General features: G+C 43.9%; 22 protein-coding genes and 1 pseudogene. 12 read left to right on the top strand and 11 right to left on the bottom strand.

Annotation, left to right across the window (positions count from 1 at the left end):
• Positions 1-56 precede the first annotated feature (56 nt).
• Positions 57-1637, top strand: coding sequence for a glycosyltransferase (locus tag JGK39_RS24090; RefSeq protein WP_293297593.1), 1581 nt, complete (start codon positions 57-59; stop codon positions 1635-1637).
• A gap of 330 nt (positions 1638-1967) precedes the next feature.
• Here the strand turns inward: JGK39_RS24090 and JGK39_RS24085 are convergent, their stop codons facing one another.
• Together JGK39_RS24085 and JGK39_RS24080 are read right to left on the bottom strand one after the other, a co-directional pair.
• Positions 1968-2786 carry an FkbM family methyltransferase gene (locus JGK39_RS24085; protein ID WP_293258673.1) on the bottom strand — a complete coding sequence of 273 codons (819 nt, stop codon included), beginning with the start codon at positions 2784-2786 and terminating at the stop codon, positions 1968-1970.
• 311 nt (positions 2787-3097) lie between these two features.
• A complete protein-coding gene (locus JGK39_RS24080) occupies positions 3098-3601 on the bottom strand; it encodes a hypothetical protein (RefSeq protein WP_293258671.1) in 504 nt (167 codons plus the stop codon).
• A gap of 137 nt (positions 3602-3738) precedes the next feature.
• Between JGK39_RS24080 and JGK39_RS24075 the strand changes: the two genes are divergently transcribed.
• The 8 genes from JGK39_RS24075 (at position 3739) to JGK39_RS24040 (ending at position 10350) form a co-directional block, all read left to right on the top strand.
• Complete coding sequence (locus tag JGK39_RS24075) at positions 3739-3981, top strand: hypothetical protein (protein ID WP_293258669.1); 243 nt, start codon at positions 3739-3741, stop codon at positions 3979-3981.
• A 415-nt stretch (positions 3982-4396) separates the two neighbouring features.
• Positions 4397-5479, top strand: coding sequence for an ATP-dependent 6-phosphofructokinase (locus tag JGK39_RS24070; protein ID WP_293258667.1), 1083 nt, complete (start codon positions 4397-4399; stop codon positions 5477-5479).
• Positions 5480-5725: 246 nt separating this feature from the next.
• Positions 5726-6226 carry a thioesterase family protein gene (locus tag JGK39_RS24065; protein ID WP_293258665.1) on the top strand — a complete coding sequence of 167 codons (501 nt, stop codon included), beginning with the start codon at positions 5726-5728 and terminating at the stop codon, positions 6224-6226.
• Between the two features lie 153 nt (positions 6227-6379).
• A complete protein-coding gene (locus tag JGK39_RS24060) occupies positions 6380-6520 on the top strand; it encodes a hypothetical protein (protein ID WP_293258663.1) in 141 nt (46 codons plus the stop codon).
• A gap of 37 nt (positions 6521-6557) precedes the next feature.
• The gene (locus JGK39_RS24055; RefSeq protein ID WP_293258661.1) at positions 6558-7994 is read left to right on the top strand and encodes a DUF697 domain-containing protein; all 1437 of its coding nucleotides are present in this window, start codon (positions 6558-6560) and stop codon (positions 7992-7994) included.
• A 449-nt stretch (positions 7995-8443) separates the two neighbouring features.
• Entirely contained in the window at positions 8444-9946 is a 1503-nt protein-coding gene (locus JGK39_RS24050) for a GTP-binding protein (RefSeq protein WP_293258659.1), read from the top strand.
• Between the two features lie 98 nt (positions 9947-10044).
• Positions 10045-10200 carry a hypothetical protein gene (locus JGK39_RS24045; protein ID WP_293322426.1) on the top strand — a complete coding sequence of 52 codons (156 nt, stop codon included), beginning with the start codon at positions 10045-10047 and terminating at the stop codon, positions 10198-10200.
• Between the two features lie 3 nt (positions 10201-10203).
• Entirely contained in the window at positions 10204-10350 is a 147-nt protein-coding gene (locus JGK39_RS24040; RefSeq protein ID WP_293258655.1) for a hypothetical protein, read from the top strand.
• Positions 10351-10630: 280 nt separating this feature from the next.
• Here JGK39_RS24040 and JGK39_RS24035 read toward each other — a convergent pair whose 3' ends face one another.
• Both JGK39_RS24035 and JGK39_RS24030 read right to left on the bottom strand, forming a co-directional pair.
• A complete protein-coding gene (locus JGK39_RS24035; protein ID WP_293258653.1) occupies positions 10631-11320 on the bottom strand; it encodes a hypothetical protein in 690 nt (229 codons plus the stop codon).
• A 203-nt stretch (positions 11321-11523) separates the two neighbouring features.
• Complete coding sequence (locus tag JGK39_RS24030) at positions 11524-12450, bottom strand: TlyA family RNA methyltransferase (RefSeq protein WP_293258651.1); 927 nt, start codon at positions 12448-12450, stop codon at positions 11524-11526.
• Between the two features lie 302 nt (positions 12451-12752).
• On the opposite strand from JGK39_RS24030, the gene JGK39_RS24025 reads away from it, so the two are divergent.
• The gene (locus tag JGK39_RS24025) at positions 12753-12950 is read left to right on the top strand and encodes a hypothetical protein (RefSeq protein ID WP_293258649.1); all 198 of its coding nucleotides are present in this window, start codon (positions 12753-12755) and stop codon (positions 12948-12950) included.
• Between the two features lie 359 nt (positions 12951-13309).
• On the opposite strand, the gene apcB is transcribed toward JGK39_RS24025, so the two are convergent.
• Positions 13310-13819 (bottom strand): allophycocyanin subunit beta, encoded by a 510-nt coding sequence (gene apcB, locus JGK39_RS24020; RefSeq protein ID WP_293258696.1) that lies wholly within the window; start codon positions 13817-13819, stop codon positions 13310-13312.
• A 358-nt stretch (positions 13820-14177) separates the two neighbouring features.
• Between apcB and glnA the strand changes: the two genes are divergently transcribed.
• Positions 14178-15599 (top strand): type I glutamate--ammonia ligase, encoded by a 1422-nt coding sequence (gene glnA, locus JGK39_RS24015; protein ID WP_293258647.1) that lies wholly within the window; start codon positions 14178-14180, stop codon positions 15597-15599.
• A 122-nt stretch (positions 15600-15721) separates the two neighbouring features.
• Here the strand turns inward: glnA and JGK39_RS24010 are convergent, their stop codons facing one another.
• The gene (locus tag JGK39_RS24010) at positions 15722-16165 is read right to left on the bottom strand and encodes a hypothetical protein (RefSeq protein ID WP_293258645.1); all 444 of its coding nucleotides are present in this window, start codon (positions 16163-16165) and stop codon (positions 15722-15724) included.
• 252 nt (positions 16166-16417) lie between these two features.
• Between JGK39_RS24010 and JGK39_RS24005 the strand changes: the two are divergent.
• A pseudogene (locus tag JGK39_RS24005) lies at positions 16418-17604 on the top strand (IS4 family transposase); the annotation flags it as partial.
• A gap of 227 nt (positions 17605-17831) precedes the next feature.
• Here the strand turns inward: JGK39_RS24005 and JGK39_RS24000 are convergent.
• The 5 genes from JGK39_RS24000 to JGK39_RS23980 all read right to left on the bottom strand — a co-directional run bounded on the left by JGK39_RS24000 (position 17832) and on the right by JGK39_RS23980 (position 19999).
• Positions 17832-18233, bottom strand: coding sequence for a hypothetical protein (locus JGK39_RS24000; RefSeq protein WP_293297586.1), 402 nt, complete (start codon positions 18231-18233; stop codon positions 17832-17834).
• On the bottom strand, positions 18230-18643 hold the full coding sequence (locus tag JGK39_RS23995) for a hypothetical protein (protein WP_293297583.1): 414 nt from the start codon (positions 18641-18643) through the stop codon (positions 18230-18232). The genes JGK39_RS24000 and JGK39_RS23995 overlap by 4 nt, the downstream gene beginning before the upstream one ends.
• 142 nt (positions 18644-18785) lie before the next feature.
• Positions 18786-19082: an XRE family transcriptional regulator gene (locus tag JGK39_RS23990; protein ID WP_293259407.1), complete on the bottom strand. Its 297-nt coding sequence runs from the start codon at positions 19080-19082 to the stop codon at positions 18786-18788.
• Positions 19079-19429 (bottom strand): type II toxin-antitoxin system RelE/ParE family toxin, encoded by a 351-nt coding sequence (locus tag JGK39_RS23985; protein WP_293259404.1) that lies wholly within the window; start codon positions 19427-19429, stop codon positions 19079-19081. Before JGK39_RS23985 ends, JGK39_RS23990 begins: the two co-directional genes overlap by 4 nt.
• 114 nt (positions 19430-19543) lie before the next feature.
• Entirely contained in the window at positions 19544-19999 is a 456-nt protein-coding gene (locus JGK39_RS23980; protein ID WP_293297580.1) for a LuxR C-terminal-related transcriptional regulator, read from the bottom strand.
• Positions 20000-20133 lie beyond the last annotated feature (134 nt).

Here is a 20133-nt window from a genome sequence, read left to right as displayed (position 1 = left end):
AAATAAAATAACTAAGTTTACTAACTAAGTTTACTACAACAAGAGGTACATATTACATGAACATATTAGCTGGAATTAAGCTCCCAAAATCAGCCGAAACCTCGGATGTATATATACGGTGTAATGAATCTGCATCTATAAACTACCAGGAAGATGACAAAAAAGTTGTTTTATCTCAGGGTGGTGTTGTCTCCTCAAATTCTTACTTTAATTCGTTTTACGAGAGATTTTATACTCAATATACAACTCTTAGCTCTATCTACTACTTGCTGAAACTTGAAGGCGATTTTAAAATTTCTGTTTGCCGAGAATTTGATGGACAAAAAAACAAAGAAATAATTTCTGAAGAGAGCTTTAAGAAATGTCAATTCTCCGATCCTGTAAAAATCTTACCAATAAATCTCCTTCAAGGCAAAAAAGCGGGTAGAATATATTTTGAAATAACCTGTTCTAGTGAACATGGTGCATTTAAAGAGGCATGGATAGCAACTGATGAAAGTAAAACTAGAGAAGCATCCTTGGGGATTGTCATTTGCACCTTTAAAAAAGAGGAATTCATACAAAATACACTAACTGCCATTTTTCAAGATGAATTACTAGAAATCAAGGACTTTAAAGTATTCGTTGTTGATAATGGTAGAACTTTAGATGAAGCTGATTTCGGCAAGCCAAAACAGAGGCTAGTTCCTAATATAAATGCTGGTGGAAGCGGGGGCTTTACCAGAGGGTTGGTCGAAGCTTTAGAGGAAAAAAAATATTCTCATTTTTTGCTTATGGATGATGATATAGAGTTAGAAAGTGAATGTATTTATAAATTATTTCCTTTGTATGAATACGCCAATTCTGATTTCGCTGTAGCGGGTGGACTGCTAAATTTAGAAAAAAAGCATATGTTGTATGAAGCAGGAGCATCGTACAACGCCTATTCTAAAAATAGAGGATTTGGGCCTGGGGCATTAATTGCTTTAAATTATAATATCGATTTACGAGATTCTAATTCTCTCAACAGGTTACTCAAGGAAGAAGATGTAGACTATGGCGGATTTTGGTTTTTCTCTTTTTCTAAGGAACTTGTTGAACAAACTAAATTACCGCTGCCTTTATTTATCAAAATAGATGATGTAGAGTTTGGTTTAAGAATAAAAGAGTTGGGCAATAACATTGTAGCTTTTCCATCAATGGCGGTGTGGCATCAACCAGCTTCTGCCAAAAATGTAAATTGGGAAAATTATTATTATATCCGCAATGATTTAATAGCTTATTCCATCCATTATTCTCCAGAATATATGGATGCAGTTCAGCATTTGACAAAAGTAATACTTCAGGCTTTAGCAAAATTTGATTATAATCATGTAGAGATGGTTGTAAAAGCTTTTGAAGACTATCTAAAAGGCCCAGATTTTATCAAAAACTGTGACCCAGAAACCTTTCACATGAGCATTATCAAGCTTAGTAAAAGCTATAATAACCAAAATGAGGTAGATAAATTAGCTGGTACTAACCTTTTGACTAGGTGGTTTAAAGTTGCTGCTGAAGGTAGTAATGAATGGTCATCCGTAAGTACACAGTGGAAAAGTGCTTCAAAGGAAATGACATCTACTATATTTTGGCAGCAATACCTTGGGCTAAAGAACTAGAATTGAGAGCCTCCATTGGTTGATGGTTGACAGCTTCGACCGCCAGCAACTCAACGGTTCACAATTGGCTTATAGACCAATACGGTTTACTTAACACTATTTATTCCCCGGAGATCCCCCTCGCATCCCCCTGGTTGTAGGGGGACTTTAAGAGCTTCTTGTCCCCCCCGCATCGAAGGGGGGTTAGGGGGGATCTCTCTTAAGTGAACCGTATTGGCTTATAGACGACAATAGCAGCATTTAGGAAACCTGTTTTTTAGATGTTGAGGATTAATTAAATAAGCGTGCGAAGTGCGACCCGGATTTGGGATCGGATGGAAGCAACTTGAGTTAAATGATGACATAATCTTCGCCCAAAACAGCTTGAGTTACCTGCAGTTCCGGCTCTACTGGGTCGCTGTAATGAGTGTCAATGTGTTTAATAAAAGCTTCCCGATAAGCTTTGAGATGCGAATTAAGTGCTTCGATATCCTGCTCTCCAGTCGCGTAACTGCTATCTTTTCTAAAGAGACCCGATTCCTTAACAAAAGCCATATCAATTTGCCACAAAGCTGCATCAATCGGGCGATAAGCTAAATCAACAATATCGTAAGCTGCGAATCCTTGGGACTTCATAAAACTTATTACTTCATACATCTGACCAAACAAAGTAACTTCTACAATTACATATTCAGTATGCTGCAAAATCTCAGTTGCTCCCGCTAAAACATCTAATTCTTTGCCATCTACATCGACTTTAATTAAATACGGGCTTGGCAAATTTCTTTCCCTGCATATGCCATCCAGCGTAATTGCTGGGATGTTTCTCATATAAGGATTGCTGCTGTCAGTAACGGGATTTTCTGAAATCGAAGAGTGCACCATCCCGGGACTGACGCTGAGAGTTAAAACTCCTGATTCTTTGGCCGCCGCAGCAATAATGTATTCTGCACTTTTGAGCTTGCGGCAAATTTTGGCGAGGTAAGGTTCATTTTCGGCGATGGGTTCAATGAGCAAATGTCGCGCATTGGGGAAAGTTTCGTAAAGGTTAAATGTTCCCAAAGCTGCGCCGACATCTATCACAGTTTTGGGTTCAAAGCCTAACTTTTTTGCCAGCACCAAGCTGCCTGTCATTGAGTTTCTGAGAATTCCTGTTTGTTGTTCGCTCATAATTTTTATCCTGATTTTAATAAGGTCGATATGATTTATCTTATATCCGGTAAAATAACCGTTATCAGGTTGGTAGTGAGGACTTTAGTCCTTCAGGTTGGTAGTGAGGACTTTAGTCCTTCAGGTTGGTAGTGAGGACTTTAGTCCTTCAGGTTGGTAGTGAGGACTTTAGTCCTTCTTCATACTTTTGATGAGGAAGGACTAAAGTCCTCACTACCAACCATTTTTATTACGGTCAATTAACTGGACATTGCATATCGCGAGAGAACGGACACTCTTTGTTACCTATAAAAACTGGTGTCTCTGTACTGTTATTTTGCCGACTTCTGCGCCTTTTTTTCCGATTCTACAGATTGCAAAGCTTCGTCGAGAATAGCCCGCGCTTCTTCAGCTTTACCCCTAGCTTCTCGATAGCGGACGTTAGCTTGAGCGAAGTTTTTGAGAACCTTGAAACCGTCTTTGAGGCGACCAATTTCTTCGGCACTCACAGCCTCATCTGTAAACAAAATGTCGATCGCCTCCCGGATTTTAAGCGCTTCTTCCCGGGATTCCATGACTTTCAATTTGAGACTTGCCAAATTGCTCAAAACCTGCACGGCTTCAGTAATCGCGTCCTCGCCTTCAGACACAGCAGCATCTTCGATAACTTCAACAAACTGCTTGGGCCCAAATCCTTCTGCGAGCTCTGTAGGTAGCTTCCCTTCATCCATCAGCAGCATCAGCCGATCCATTGCTTCTTCGCGGGCTTTGGCTGAATCTTTCCCTTTGACGGTTAAAATAATTTCGGGGCTTTGAGGAAGTGTATAACGAACCATATTTTGACCACAAGTATGCGAAAACAATTCAATGATATTTTATCTTGATTCGATCGCCTGTTGCAGCGATCGACCCTCTCCGTTACCAACCGCTTGCCAAAAGTTGACACATATACACTCAAAAGGAACCATCGACCATGAAAGATAAAATTCTTAACTTTATCAACTTGATTCTAGTAGCTGATGTGTTTTTCGTCTTGGCTATTTTTGGGTGGTTTGCGATCGCCGTTGCAGGGCGATCGACTGGCGTGAATCTCGGTTTCGATTTGTGGTACAGTCTTTGGCAGCCCGTATTTAATCCCGCCCTCGGTATTCTGATGGGCGGTGCAATTCTCAGCGGTATCATCAACCAAGTTTCTAAACGCCTCAATCCCAAGTAAAATTTATGTTGTATTTGAGACGGTGATTTGGGACGCTACCAAAGTTAGCCGATCGAACTTGTGGAGCGTGTCATACCAAATTCTGGCTAAATATCCCCTTTATTTCCTAGCCTGCGGAGGCGGGCTTCGTTTGTATAGAAGCGGTTTTAACCGCCGAATCATAAAAGGGGTGGGTAACTCGGATTTAGTGTCAGAGATTAGCTGCTCAATTAGGTCGCTGAAGCTTGAAAATACATAAGTAGTCAAACAGCCAGTGAAACAAAGTGAAACGAAGCAATTACAAAGCTTATCATAGCTTTATATTTTGTTACAGAGTAAAGTTTATTGGTAACTACTTACGTCGAAAATCAGGATTGAACGAATCGGGATCTAAAAATATCAACCATGTTCTGAGGAACAAAAGTCTGGCTTAATTATGGGAGAACAAAAACGTATCGGCATTCTCACCAGCGGGGGTGACTGTGCAGGATTAAATGCAGTGATTCGAGCCGTTGTTTACCGCGCCACGGAAACTTACAATTGGAAAGTGATGGGCATTCGTCAAGCCACCAAAGGATTGATGAGTCGCCCTCCCGAAGCAATTGCCTTGAATGTGGAGAAAGTAGACTCCTGGCTGACTATTGGCGGTACGATGCTAGGGACTACAAATGAGGGCAACCCTTTTGCTTTCCCGATGCCTGATGGCAGTTTGCGCGATCGCTCTGAGGATATTATCGAAGGCTATCACAAACTAGGTTTGGATGCCTTAATTGGCATTGGTGGCGACGGCAGTCTCGCCATTCTCAGGAAGATTGCCCAACAAGGCAATTTGAATTTAGTTGCTATTCCTAAAACTATTGATAATGATGTCGGTATTACCGAGCGTTCGATCGGTTTTGATACTGCTGTCAATATTGCCACAGAAGCGCTCGATCGCTTGCATTTTACTGCGGCAAGTCACAGCCGCGTGATGATTGTGGAAGTCATGGGACGCGATGCCGGACATATTGCGATCAGTGCCGGAATTGCTGGCGGTGCTGATATCATTCTGATTCCCGAAATTCCTTACAAAATTTCCGAAATCTGCGCGAAAATTCAAGAACGCCAACAACGCTCAAAAAACTACTGTTTAATTATCGTAGCGGAGGCTGTGCGGACAGAAGCAGGCGAGTTAGTAATGCACACAAATCGCTTAGGCCAAAGTCGATTAGGCGGAATTGGTCAGTATTTAGCTGATACAATTTCTGATTGTAGCGGTGCAGAAACTCGCGTCACAGTTTTGGGACACACTCAGCGCGGGGGAATGCCTTCTCCGCTAGAAAGATTAATTGCTTCGGCTTTTGGTGTCGCAGCAGTTGATTTAGTTGCCCAAGAGAAATTTGACTGCATGGTATCTTGGCAGCAGCGGGAAGTTGTGAGTGTTCCGCTGGAAGATGCGATTTCCAAATACAGACCTGTAGACTTCGACGGTACTCTGGTTAAAACGGCCCGCGGTTTGGGAATTTGTCTGGGAGATTAGTCAATTACTCGTCGGATTTCTCAAAGATTTAGTCTTGGATGCACTTACAACAAGGTCACGGCCACCAGTGCGTCCAAGACTAAGATTAACCGGGAAGCATTAGCGTTTCAACTATTTTTTAGTCAGTCCTGGACGCATCAGTACCAAAGAAACCGGGTTTTTTTCCTAATCTGTGGGTGAGTGCTAAAGATTTTCGTAAAAAACCCGGTTTCTAACTCCCCGTGCGTTCAGGACTGTTAGTGTAAGGTGCAATCAGTTCCGATCGCGTCTGGGCTGGCATTTTCGATCGCACTCGGAACTCCAAAATACCGCAACAAGTGGAAAGGTGAGCAATTGACGCCATTTACTGCACAAATTAGAGTGCGCCATTACGAAATGGATGCCCTCGGTCACGTCAATAATGCAGTCTACCAGCATTATTTAGAACACGCTGCGATCGAACATTTAGAAAACTTGGGATTTACATTAGACCGTTACCGGGAATTGGGCGGCGTTTTTGTCATGCGGCGGATAGAAATTGATTATTTGCGATCGGCCGCTGCAGGCGATAGACTGGAGATATCGACTTGGATCGAACAGATGCGCGGGCCGCGGGCCGTGCGCCGCTACGAAATTCGCTCGAATGGGAGTGACGAAATCTTGTTAAAAGCAGAGGCGCTTTGGGTGTGGGTGGAAATTGTGACAATGCGACCGCGAGCAATTCCAACAGAGATAATTGATGTTTTTAAAGCGCAGTTTCCAGAATAATCAACCTAGGAAAACATCAACTATTTTGTTTTATAAAAATAATGTAAAAACCTCTTCGTTCGTAGTGAGGACTTCAGTCCTCTATTCCCAGTTTGAAAAAGTGCAAAAAGTAGATTAGACTTCTGGCCAAAAAGCCTGTTTTGAACAAGCAGGATGCCTGTTCCACAAGAATTTATGGAGATATCTATTGTACAGCAGGCCGGAAATCCCGCACCAAAAGTGCGATCGCCCGCCTGCCAGTTTGGATGCCGCAGAGGTACGATGGAATATAGGGAGAAAGGCCAAGCCCGGTAAGGTTAAGCTTGGCAATAATACCCACAGGAAGGGAAAAATGACACTTAACTTGCGGCGACCGATTTTGATAGGCGGAATAGGACTTTCAGCAGCGCTGTGGCTGTTGGAAACTCTACAGCATTCGGGTTCAGAAATGGGCGAAACGGCACTCATCGGCTTGGCGGCTGCCGGTGCGGGGTATTGGTGGTGGAAACAACAATCCCCCAAACTCGAACTCGAACTCCCGCAGCCCCTGGCCAAGCGGGAAGCAGCCGAAAAAGCGATCGCTGCTGCCGAAGCAGCAATTAAACTGCTCGCCTCAGAAGCTCAAAACTCGCTAAATCCGGCTCATCTAACAGCAAAGCTCGATCGGCTCAAAGCTGAATTAGACAGACAAGATTTGCAGATTACCGTAACAGGCGGCAAAGCTGTCGGTAAAACTGCCTTAATTCAAGTTTTAAACTCTAATTGGGCATCCCAACAGCCGCAAAAGCTGATTTTCTCAGAAACATCACCGCTGTTTGTTAATACCACAAATGCGGATGCTAAAATCGGCGGCGATTTAGTGCTGTTTGTCACAGCGGGCGACATCACGGATTCTGAGTTTCAAACATTATCTCAGCTAGCGTCCGCAGGTCAGCGCGTGCTGCTAGTTTTGAACAAACTAGACCAATATTTGCCAGCGCAGCAGTCGCAAATTTTGCAGAAGTTGCACCAAAGAATGCAGGGAATATTGGGGACAGAAGATATAATTGCGATCGCAGCTTCTCCCAATTCGATTAAAGTGCGGCAGCACCAAGCGGACGGCACATTTCAAGAACGGATCGAAAATCAAGTTTCTCAACTCGAACCGCTGACAGAAAGATTCACTCAAATCTTAACTCAAGAACGGCAGCAGTTGGTCTGGGCGAGTGCAGTGCGCGAGGCTGCAACGGTTAAATTAGAGGCAAAAACTTTATTAAATGGCGTCAGGCGCGATCGGGCAATGCCCATCATCGAACAATATCAGTATATCGCCGCCGCCGCCGTGTTTGCTAATCCGGTTGCAGCCTTAGACTTGCTAGCAACAACCGCCATCAGCACCCAACTGGTAATCGACCTCGGCGCTATCTACAAGCAACAGTTTTCCTTAGACCAAGCTAAGACAGTCGCCGGAACTTTGGCCACCCAAATGTTCAAACTGGGATTAGTAGAACTGTCTACCCAAACAATTGCTGGACTGCTCAAAAGCAATGCCGTTACCTATGCAGCCGGAGGCGCAGTCCAGGGAATTAGTGCAGCCTATTTTACCAGAATAGCCGGACTGAGTTTGATTGAATATTTCCAAAGTCAAGAACTAGAAAATGCAGCCAAAGGCATTTTCAGTCTCAATCAGTTGACGAAAACTTTGCAAGCAGTATTTCAGCAAAATCAGCAAGTTTCTTTCTTGCAATCTTTCGTCAACCAAGTGGCGATTCGTCTATCACCTCAGACATCTGGGGCCGCAGGCTGTTAATTCGGCGGCAAATTAGAAGCATCTGGACGCACCAGTGGCAAGAAACCTTGTCTGTTGGACGATTAGGCCTAGCTCCCCCCTAACCCCCCTTAATAAGGGGGGGACTGGAAGTCCTCATCAAAGTGGGTCTTTTTAAGGGGGATTTAGGGGGATCGAAGGGCTATGACGTTAGTTTTTCAAGTTGTGTGTACAGGGTAGCCTTAACAAGGGGGGAGCCGGAAGTCATCATCAAAGTGGGTCTTCTTAAGGGGGATTTAGGGGGAAGAAGCCTCGGCTACAGACGAGATTTATCAAAAGTTTTTGTCTTAAGCTGACACATATTGGCAGGGCCGCTTCCCTACCTAACTCCCAAATACAAAGCTAGAAAATTATCAAAAATTGTATTAAAATAAGAAATAGAATGTTATATTTCCATACTCAATTACATAGCTTAAAAAAGCCGATCGCCAATGGCTGACAATTCCATCCAAGAAAATCGCCTATCCCTAGCCCGCGCCAGTTTGCGCGAAGCCCTCGCGCGCTACTCCTACCTGCGCCAAGGCAAAAAAAACTCCAACAACACAGAATTAGAAGCGGCGCTGCAAACTCAGTTAGATATTTTAACTTCTACCTCAGAAAAACTCGACCACAACATCATTCGGATTGCAACTTTCGGGCTAGTAAGTCGTGGCAAATCAGCCGTATTAAACGCGCTGTTGGGTCAAAAAATCTTGCAAACAGGCCCCCTCAACGGCGTGACTCAGTGGCCGCGTTCCTTGCGCTGGAATGTGCCTTTACCCCTCCTTGGGGGCGTAGAACCTCCCCTTGGTAAGGGGGGGCCGGGGGGGGTTCAAGTTGAGTTAATTGATACTCCCGGACTTGATGAAGTTGGCGGCGAAGTGCGCGGCGAGATGGCGAAACAAGTCACTCGCCAAGCTGACTTAATTCTGTTTGTTGTAGCTGGCGATATCACTCGCACTGAATATCAAGCTTTGTGCGAATTGCAAACTGCTCAAAAGCCGCTAATTTTAGTTTTTAATAAAATTGACCTGTATCCAGAATTAGACAGAAAAGCTATTTACCAAAGTTTGCAAGCGCTGGGAAATTCTGAACAGTCAGCAGCCGATGCGGTAACAGATAAGGAAGATTTGGACGATTTGGACGATTTGGACGATTTGGACGATCGCCAAAACAACATCCCTGCTCCTAAATCTACAGCAAAACCACCCGCTAAAATTGCCAAATCTTTAGAAATAGTCATGGTAGCCGCCGAACCCGCGCCGGTGCAAGTGCGGGTAGAATGGTCAGATGGAAGTATCACTCACGAATGGGAATCGCCGCCTCCCCAAATAGACGAACTCAAGCACACAATTTTGACAATTCTTAACAGAGAAGGGCGATCGCTCCTCGCACTCAATGCTTTAGTAGAAGCTAGAGATGCCGAAGCAAATCTTGCCCATCAAATTCTCAAATTGCGCCAAACAGAAGCCGAAGATTTAATCTGGCAATTTGCAAAATACAAAGCTTTGGCTGTCGGCTTAAACCCCGTTGCTTTCGTAGATGTCATGGGCGCAACTGTCGCAGATTTAGCCTTAATTCGCTCTTTATCCAGACTTTACTGTTTACCGATGACTGGTTACGAAGCTGGGAAACTTTGGCAAACTATTTTCTCCAGCGCTGGCGGCGTACTTTTGGGAGAATTGGGTAGCAGTTTCCTCTTGGGATTTGGCAAAAGTGCAGCCGCTGCTGCGCCGCATATCGGCTTTTCTACTTTTGCCGGAGTGGCTGTTACTCAAGCTAGTTTAGCAGCTTACGGAACCTATGCTGTCGGTCGCGCGGCCCAAGTTTATTTAGAAAAAGGCTGCACTTGGGGCCCCCTGGGACAGGATACTGTCATTCAAGAGATTCTCGCTACCATTGAGCGCAATACAATTATCGATCGCTTGCAGCAAGAATTCAAAATTGGTAACTAAAAATTGCCTTAGCTCAAAAAAGGCGATCGTTATCCAGCAGCTATCACAAATAATACCACATCCGGTCGAGCTATCATCAACTTGGTTTGTAGTGAGGAATGCGAGTCCTCTCTCCTTGGATCCTCACTACCAACCTGCGGACTGAAGTCCTCACTACCAACCTGCGGACTGAAGTCCTCACTACCAACCTGCGGACTGAAGTCCTCACTACCAACCTGCAATACAATTATCGATCGCTTGCAGCAAGAATTTAAAATATGACACAAACGACAGCCATTACTGAACTCATCCCAACTTTAGCAGATGTTGAATCTCGCTTTAATATTACGCGAACTGAATCCGAGGGATTTTTTCCCGAATGGTATGAAGATTTACCCGAAATTACAGAAGCTGATAAAAATTGATTCGGGTGCGTCAGAACAGGGTTATTTGTGAATAATCGAAGAGTTCAGAGCTGACGCACCCTACGGCTTTAATCGAAAATCAAAAATCGAAAGTTGATTCGGGTGCGTCAGAACAGGGTTATTTGTGAATAATCGAAGAGTTCAGAGCTGACGCACCCTACGACTTATCTTCAGTCTGCGGAGGCAGACGAAAGTTTGTGTAGTCGCGGTTTCAACCGCCGAGTCTTATCTTCTTCGTTTGTATAGCAGTGGTTTCAACCGCCGAGTCTTATTTGTACTCTTACCCTCCCGCGATTCTCACACCTTCCCTAAAATGAACAATCGTCGCAATTACCGCAATACAAAAGTAAAATATTCTAATCAACCAAAAACAAACCCGCATTGACCAAGAAACAATCGTCGGAGCAACACCAGTTAACTGCACAAATCTCGAATTAACCTTTTTTTCAAAGCTATCGAGGTCTTTCATCTCAGATTGTTTTGTCGGAATCACCGGAAACTGACCCGTATATACATAATAACCGATAAAACCCTCCACTCCTACCTTTCGGTTTAAAAATGAGTTAGTTAATGTTGCAGTTTCCGCCGGCGATAACTTATCCGATTCCGCTACTTTGTCCAGCCAAGAATTATATCTGATGGCTGGCGTACTCATGAAAACTATGGGAACTATAGGAATCAACAAAGCCGCACTAATTTGGCGGCCGTATTTAGGGGGGAGCAGTTTTGTAGCGATGCCAAATCCCATGCCGATAAAAGCAAATACCAATATATTTAACAGTTCAATAATTTCGATGCCCCTCAACAAATCACCGATAATCAGAATTGTATATAATAATTTATCTGCCAGCAGCAGAGCTGCGAATTTGATGAGAATTGACACGCCTACAATAGTAGCTGCAATTGCCAGATAACCTATGCCACCTAGGACGTACAGTAAAATCGAACCGACTTGTTTTAATGGCTGCATGGAATTATTCACTCTTGTGAAAGTTTAGGAGTCTGATTGACAAAACAATTTGAAATTTTAGATAATTTTGCTCTCCAAATTTGACTTTTAAAATTGCTCGGCTTGATATTTTGAAGTCAATCTAAAAATCTCAAATCGATAGGAGACTTTTAAAATTGCTTGGCTTGACATTTTGAAGGCAATCTAAAATCTAAAATCTAAAATCACTTGACAAGTTCCTGCGCGGCCGCTTTTGCGACTTGTGCGATCCGTTCCTTCACAACACCCTCTTCGTTAGCGCAGCCCTCGAAGAGGATCGCCCTTTGGTCTGGTTCCTGTTCGCGATCGATCCCCAACCATAAAAGATACTCGATATTACCGGCCGGGCCAAGTAAAGGCGACCACGTTAAGCCTCTTTCCTGCCATCCTAAAGCTGTAGCTGCCTTCCACACTTGAAAAATCGCATCGGCTTGAGTTGCCGAGTCTCTGACTACGCCTTTTTTTCCGACGCGATCGCGCCCAACTTCAAATTGCGGCTTTACCAACAATACCGCTTCTCGCGGCGCCACCAACAATTCCCACAGCGCCGGTAAAACCTTATCTAGGGAAATAAACGACACATCTACTACCGCCAAATCTGCATAAACTCCTTTTGGCAAAGCACCGGCTAGGGGCAATTCTTGCTCCCCCCCTTGATAAGGGGGGGCTGGGGGGGGTGACTCGCCGTAAAGCTCCGCAGCAGTCATGTAGCGCAAATTGGTGCGTTCTTTCAAAATTACCCTCGGATCGTTACGCAAGCGCCAATCAGCTTGACCGTAGCCAACATCTATCCCGTATACCAGTGTCGCACCGGCTTGCAGCAAGCAGTCGGTAAAACCGCCTGTGGAAATGCCGCCGTCGAGACAGATTCTGCCCGCGACGGGAATTGCAAATATTTCTAAAGCTTTGGCTAATTTGTCGCCGCCTCTGGAAACGTAGCGCGATCGCTCTTTAATCAGAATATTTGCTGTAATATCAACCTCAGTGCCGGGTTTGTCAATTACCTGTTGGTCGATCGAGACTTGACCAGTCCGAATCAAGGCTTGAGCTTGTTGTCGGGAGGTACATAAATCCAGGTCTACCAATAAAGTGTCTATTCGTTGTTTAGCCAAGGTGTTTAATCTGTACGGTTCTGGTTGAGGACAGTATCAGATTAGCACTTACGCAAAAACCCCACTGCGGATTTTTTATAATTATTTGGGTTTTCCGAGGGCGATGCGCTCACATCAGCATTTGTATAGTATTTTGAAGCTCGATCGCCGATCGCTCCCACCCCACATGATGTGACCCAGATCGCTATGACCCTGTAGTTTTATCACACATCGACATTCGTAGAATCACATAAAAAATGTCGCAAATCAAAGATTATGTGAATACAGGGGAATGCGCTACAAACACAATCAGGGCCATGGGCATGAAAAAAACGAACTTTCCAATCAGAAATCCTGACATTTGTCAAGAAAATCCTCTGGCCTTCGTCAGCGGCAACATCATCCACATTCTTTACCCCAACGGCGAAGTAGAAGCAATCAGCGCCGACCAAATCAACCGCCACCCCACCAAAAATCCCCTCGACAAATGCCTCGTCTGGGGATATGTTGGCGATTTCTAATATCAGTTTCCCAACAGAATGCAACTGTAGGTCAACTCCAAACCCTTATACAGTAGGTCATTCCTAATTCTTTACAGATACCCAATCGAAAATGATCTAACTCAATACGGTTCACTTAAGACAGATCCCCCCTAACCCCCCTTAATAAGGGGGGGATAAGAAAGCTCTTAAAGTCCACGCAACGATTCGGGGGATGCTGCAAGGATCTCCGGGGCATAAATAGTCTTAAGTAAACCGTATTGTGGTATAACTCATAAAAAAAGATCGCTTTTTTGCTGTGATGCCAAAAAAGCGATCGCGAACCCGCTACGTGCAAGCGAAAAATGCAATTTGTTGCTCAAAGAACCAGCTTGCTTGACTTAAATATCTTGTTCGCTCAATTCGCGAATCATGTAATCAAAAGGCTGGTCCAGAAAAGGCCCGACAGACAAGCCGGCAGCTTCCACCTGAGCCTTAACCATCTCCTTCATAATGCTAATCCCCATCACCGTCGGGCCAATGGGAACGCTCAGAGAATTGTAAGTTTCCCGCAAACCTTGGAGCACGCGCTCGTCCAGCACATCCGTACTTCCAGCCACCAAGGCGTAAGTAGCGTAGCGCAAGTAGTAGTCCATATCTCGCAGACAAGCCGCGTAGCGACGAGTTGTGTAGGCATTACCACCGGGACGGATCAGTTCGGGCTGTTCTGCAAATAGCTGAATACCAGCTTGCTTGACAATAGCCGCAGCATTGCTGTTAATCGCCGCTGCTGCTTGTACCCGTGCTGTGCCAGTTGCAAAATAAGATTTCAACCGATCGATACCATCTCGGTCTAAATACCTACCAGCAACATCATAATTTTCAATCAGACTCGTCACCGCATCGCGCATAAGTTTCTCTCCCAAAAATCTTTATCAATACTTTGCTATCTGAGATAGACCGCCTATTGTAGACTACTACAAATCGGCCTTTGATTAAGATTTGAGATAGGATTTGCACACAGGGTAGTCCCTCCCCGGCAAATGACCGCCAAGTTCAGCCGTTTGCCTGATATCAACAGCCCAAACACAGACAAGGCAATCATCACAAATTGTCCTGCCCCACTGGGCCCACTTTCATATTTTGTATCCATTGTTACAAAAATGTGGAAACTCAAGGCTTACGATCGCGCAAACAGTCTGAAATTTGCCCTTAGCGAAGCTTGCTTTATAGGATCGCCCGCAACAAAACCAATATCAGGAGTAAGTCATGTTCCAGACACCCCAAGAAGCCCTAAACTACATAAAAGAAAATAAGATCCAGATCGTTGACCTGAAATTCATCGATATGCCGGGGATCTGGCAACACCTTTCCCTGTACCACGACCAAATCGACGAAACCGCCTTCACCGACGGCGTACCCTTCGACGGTTCCAGCATTCGGGGCTGGAAAGCCATCAACGAATCAGACATGACAATGGTCATCGATCCTAGCACCGCGTGGATGGATCCGTTCATGGCAGAACCCACCATCAGCTTCATTTGCAGCATCAAAGAACCCCGCACCGGCCAACCGTACAGCCGCTGTCCCCGCACCATAGCCCAAAAAGCCATAGACTACCTGCTGACCACCGGTCTCGGCGATACAGCATTCTTCGGGCCAGAAGCAGAATTCTTCATTTTTGACGACGTTCGCTTCGACCAAACCCAAAATTCCGGGTATTATTACGTAGATTCCGTCGAAGGTCGCTGGAATTCCGGCAAAGAAGAAGCAGGCGGCAACCTCGGCTACAAACCGCGTTACAAAGAAGGTTATTTCCCAGTAGCACCAACCGATACCTCTCAAGACATGAGAACGGAAATGCTGCTGACAATGGCCAAATGCGGCGTACCAATCGAAAAGCACCACCACGAAGTCGCCACCGGCGGGCAGTGCGAACTCGGTTTCCGCTTTGCAACATTAGTCCAAGCCGCCGACTACCTGCTGACATACAAATACGTCATCAAAAACGTCGGCAAAAAATACGGCAAAACCATCACCTTCATGCCCAAACCGCTGTTTAACGACAACGGTTCCGGGATGCACGTTCACCAGTCGATTTGGAAAGACGGCCAACCGCTATTTGCAGGCGATCAATATGCAGGTTTCAGTCAAATGGGACTGCATTACATCGGCGGCATTCTCAAGCACGCCCCGGCACTTTTGGCAATCACCAACCCGACAACCAACTCCTACAAGCGGTTGGTTCCCGGCTTTGAAGCGCCTGTAAACTTAGCTTATTCTCAAGGAAATCGATCGGCATCAGTGCGAATTCCCCTTTCCGGCAACAACCCGAAAGCCAAGCGCTTAGAATTCCGCTGTCCCGATGCCACATCCAACCCCTATTTAGCCTTTGCAGCCATGCTGTGTGCAGGCTTAGACGGCATCAAGAATCAAATCGATCCGGGCGAACCTTTGGACGTAGATATCTACGACCTTTCTCCAGAAGAATTAGCCAAAGTTCCTTCTACTCCCGGTTCCTTGGAAGGCGCGTTAGAAGCTTTAGAAAAGGACCACGCTTTCTTAACAGAAACAGGCGTCTTTACCGAAGACTTCATCCAAACCTGGATTTCCTACAAACTCGACAACGAAGTCAACCCGATGCGGTTGCGCCCTCACCCCTACGAGTTTGCTCTCTACTACGACTGTTAGAACAATAGTTAAAAATTAAACATATTTGATGTTTGATTTTTAATCAAAAAAAGGTCGCCATTGCAGGCGACCTTTTTTGATAATTTAGGCTAACTGTCAAACCAAATACCAATTTTCACATATTAAAAATTCTCTATAACAGCCCAGACATTCGCGTTACACGAAACTATCAGAGCGGCGCTTTTATTAGTAGCGTCTTCAGTAGCAGATAAGACATCCTTTACTACCCATTTATTTGCTTTATCATCAACGATGAATAAATCGTCAGCGGTAGTGCCTTCCTGAACGCGATATATCTTATTCAGGATGAAACGCCGCCGCGCCTCAGCTTTTGGTATGCCCCTAACTTCATCTGGATCGACAGATAGGACACTGCCTGGTTTTAGTGTACCTTTTGAAGTCTTGAAATTGCGATCGCTCTTTGCTGCTATTTGCACCCTGTGAAGTGGCAAACTTAACTCAGTTTCAGAGATATTCCAAACAGCAGCTATGGCAACAGTTTTCCCCAAACCGACAACCGCTGCAAAGGCTGTAAAAATTAACAAAGGCTTGAAATAATTCATCATATTTATGCTTGTTTGTGTGTAATGTGATGCTTGCATTTGTGACAAGTTAAGAAAAAGTGCAAATTGTCAAGGGGTATACAAAAGAAAGGTAAAATAGGATGAAACCTTTGTCAGGCAAGCATTTGAGCCATAATTGAACCAGTTGTGACTAGCAAAAAACCCATCAACCGAGATCATGCAAAGAAAAAAAATCGTCCCCAAGTAGAAAACGAAGCGATCGCGAGTTACCTGGAAGATTTATTAATTCCGGCAATGGCGGCCCAAAAAACTTTTTATCGCCAACTAAATTTAAGAGATAGAATTCTAACACTACCATTAATGATGGCAGCAATATTAAGTTTACTATGGCGAGACGTAGCAGGAGTAACAGAATTAACCAGATTATTAAAGAGAGAAGGATTTTTATGGTGTCAGCCACAAGAAATTAGCCTCTAAGGCATTGTCACAAAGATTTTTAACTTTTCCATCAATGTTATTTGAGAAAGTATTTAAAGAATTACTGCCTCATTTTCGACAAAAATGGTTGATGAGAAAATCGAGACCATTACCAAATAGCGTACAATTTGCCTTAAAAAACTTTGAAAATATCTGGATAGCAGATGGCTCAACATTAGAAGCATTATTTCGTAAACTAGATAGTTTATCAGATGTTCCAATTGGTCAATTATCCGGAAAAATGAGAGTAATTATAGACCTAGTAACTCATCTTTCCGAAGAAATTTATTTTTGGAAAAATCCGAAACAAGCAGATACTCATTGGGAAGAAGATTTACTAAAGAAAGTTAAGCCAAAAACCTTGCTGTTATTAGATCGAGGCTTCTATCACTTCGCTTTCTGGTCAAAATTAATCGAGAAAAAGATTGGATTTATTACTCGGATCGAGGTGCATCTTATCAAATAAAACGGGTATTAACCAATACTTATGATGTCAAAGACCAGATAATTCAGATAGGTGCAGGGACAAAAAACACACCAGCTTTGACTATAAGATTAGTACAAATTCGCTCCAAAAAATCCTGCAATTCTTATCTGACAAGTGTCCAAAATTCCGAAATATTACCCCCCTATGTAGTAGCGGACTTATATCAAAGACGCTGGCGAATTGAAGAGGCATTTTGTACAGTAAAGAGAATCCTGAATTTAAGTTATTTATGGACAGGTTCGATCAATGGAATCCAGCTACAAATCTGGGGTACTTGGCTATTCTATGCGGTTTTAGTAGACTTGGGAGATGCCGTTGCGGATGAATTAGGAGTGCCCATTGAACATGTTTCATTAGAAATGATTTATCGGGGGATGTATCATTTTTCTGTTGCCTATCAAAAAGGATTAGCTTCTGACGAAAGTTAAGTATTTTGCCGAGGCGAAAAATCAAGATTTAGGGATTGTTAAGCTAGGCATGAAAACCTCATGTCAGCGTCATTATTTCTCCTTTCCCTGGAACTCAGAATGAACAAATGGAGTCACATTTTAATTGGGATCTCCGTAAAAAATGAGTAAGATTACTCATTGACAACAGTGTTTTTAGCTTAACTTGTGAGTAATGGTCCGAAGAGAATGACCGCGATCGAATAGGTTCGTAGTGAGGACTTCAGTCCGCATCCATGAAGAGGACTAAAGTCCTCACTACAAACCTTATTGATTGTGGGTAATTGACGCTTTTGACTTACTGACGCAGCCACACAATTTGAGACTGCTGTGCCAAAGAATCAGCAAGAAAATCAGCTTGTTCAGCATCATCTTCAACGTAAGGTAGACCTGATATTTCAGCGTGAGATATAAAATCAGGAATTACATCTAAACCTAACTCGCGGATGCTAGGTACTTCCAGGCGAGCAACTCCATAACACTTTTTGAATCTTGCAGCACATTGTTCGGGAGTAAAAACACTAGCAATACTCACAGAAAGACCTCGTTCATTTTTATCTTTACGCAAGTAGTAAGCCTCAGATTCAACCAATCCAGTATCTTCATCGATCCACTGTTTCCGAAGCAATGCTCTGTAAACGCTCTCACTGTTAGGTAGTGGTTGAAAATCGGTCTCACTGCCAGAATGTTGTTCATTCATACTCGATTAAACCAGTTGAGCCGATCGACTAACGTTGCTGCGGAGATTAAATTTTCTGAACCGTGTTCATCATTTTGGCGATGATAAATGCGAATTGGCTGTTCGTCAGTAAAGGGACAAAACAAGCGGACTTTACGAGCAGGCTGTATACTTGTCCAAGTTAGGCTAACCCCGCCTTGATGGTCGGTACAAGCTGATGCTTTGGGAAATGTTATTCCCATTAAAGAATGCGCTTCTATAACCAAATTAACGGCTGTTTTAAAAGCGCGATCGCTGGGTTTTAAAGCGCCATATTCATCTTCATCATCATCTCCTTCATAAAGTTCGACGAGACGTTTGAGAGTGATAGTGAAGCCTGAGCCAGTATTGTTGTTACTGCTGTCATATACAACTTCCTTAGCTATAGTCATAAGATAAATCCCTGTGTTAAACGAGAGGGGCGTTGACTCTATTATAGGCGATTCTCTACTCGATACCTGCGCTACCCTGACGGGCAGCCGCGCTTGCGTCTGCGGCACTTTAGTTAGATTGGTGGGTGGAAGGGCGATCGCGCTAAGCTACTTTGGGGCAAATTTCGAGTTTGACAGTCATGCCTGCTCGATCGAGCATTACAATCAGAATGTCAACCGAAAAATGCGCTATTTTACCTTGAGTTAGAGCTGTGATTTGGTCCCTTGACTGTCTGAGGTTTTGAGCCGTTTGCTCGATCGTCCAACCGTGATGTTTAATCTGATTTTGCAGGGCCAGCATTAATTGCGATCGGATCAGTAAGTTATCAGCTTCTTCGGCTGAAAATCCCAGATCGAGAAAGATATTATCGGCAGCTTGGGTAATAGTATTTTCGATCATTGTTCCGGTTCTCTTGAATTCAAACGATTTTGTAACAACTGTTGGTAGCGTTTCTGTCCAACTTCGATATTTTTCTTTGCTGTTTTCTGAGTTTTTTTACCGAAGGCATGGAGAACGTAAATAGCTTCTTCAAATCTAGCAATATAGAATACTCGATAGGCATCTTCTGTCCGAATCCGAATTTCTTCAACGCCTTTACCTACGATCGACATGGGTTTGAAGTCTGATGGTTGTATGCCTTGCTGGAGTGTCCAAAGTGCAAAACCAGCTTCTTTTCGGGCATCTTCAGGAAGAGATTGGATTTCTTCGCGGACTGCGCCAACCCACCGAATGGGTTTGATGGTCATCAGGTTTGTTGAGAATCGAATACTGTAATAATTGTAACACAGAGGATGAAGATTAGGTATCTGTGGTTTGTGTTAGGGGCGATTCCCTACGGGATAGCTGCGCTCGCGCGTACTTTAGTTAGATTGGGGGGTGGAAGGGCGATCGTCTGAATCTATATTTTCTGTTCTTTGGCATTCTGAAAATGATGGAAGTGATACCCGAATATTGATATCAATTGTTCCTGTATTAGTATCAAAACATATATTTCCGATCTTTACTAATAGCTCATTCGGCAAATAATTCGTTGATTGAGATTGCACAGATGACTTAGTTTTATATCCTTCTTCCTCTAGCCAGTTAGGAATATTTCTCCAGTTGCCTACTGTTTCGTTAGGCACAGCTTTAATTTTTTTAAAGTATTGATATAAAGTTTTAGAGACATAGACCTCAACACCCTTGCGACTTTGATGTACTTGGTCAGCTATTTCAGCAGGACTGTAGCCACACAGCAAACCGCGCAAAAAAAGCTTTTCCCGTTCTGTGAGTCCCTTTCTGGCACGAGGAGATACTTGCCACTTGGCTTCTGCCATAGCTTTGTAGAGCCTTTCCAAGTCCCAGTTATTCGGGCTCTTCTGGGTTTGCGGTGAAAACTGTATAATATAGGAACTTTACGCTAGAGGCTAAGCTTATGGATTTTCATCTTGACGGATTACTCAATTTGCCA

The organism is Microcoleus sp. PH2017_12_PCY_D_A (genome assembly GCF_020738565.1).
Lineage (GTDB): Bacteria > Cyanobacteriota > Cyanobacteriia > Cyanobacteriales > Microcoleaceae > Microcoleus.
This window is presented reverse-complemented; position numbering and strand designations above follow the sequence as displayed.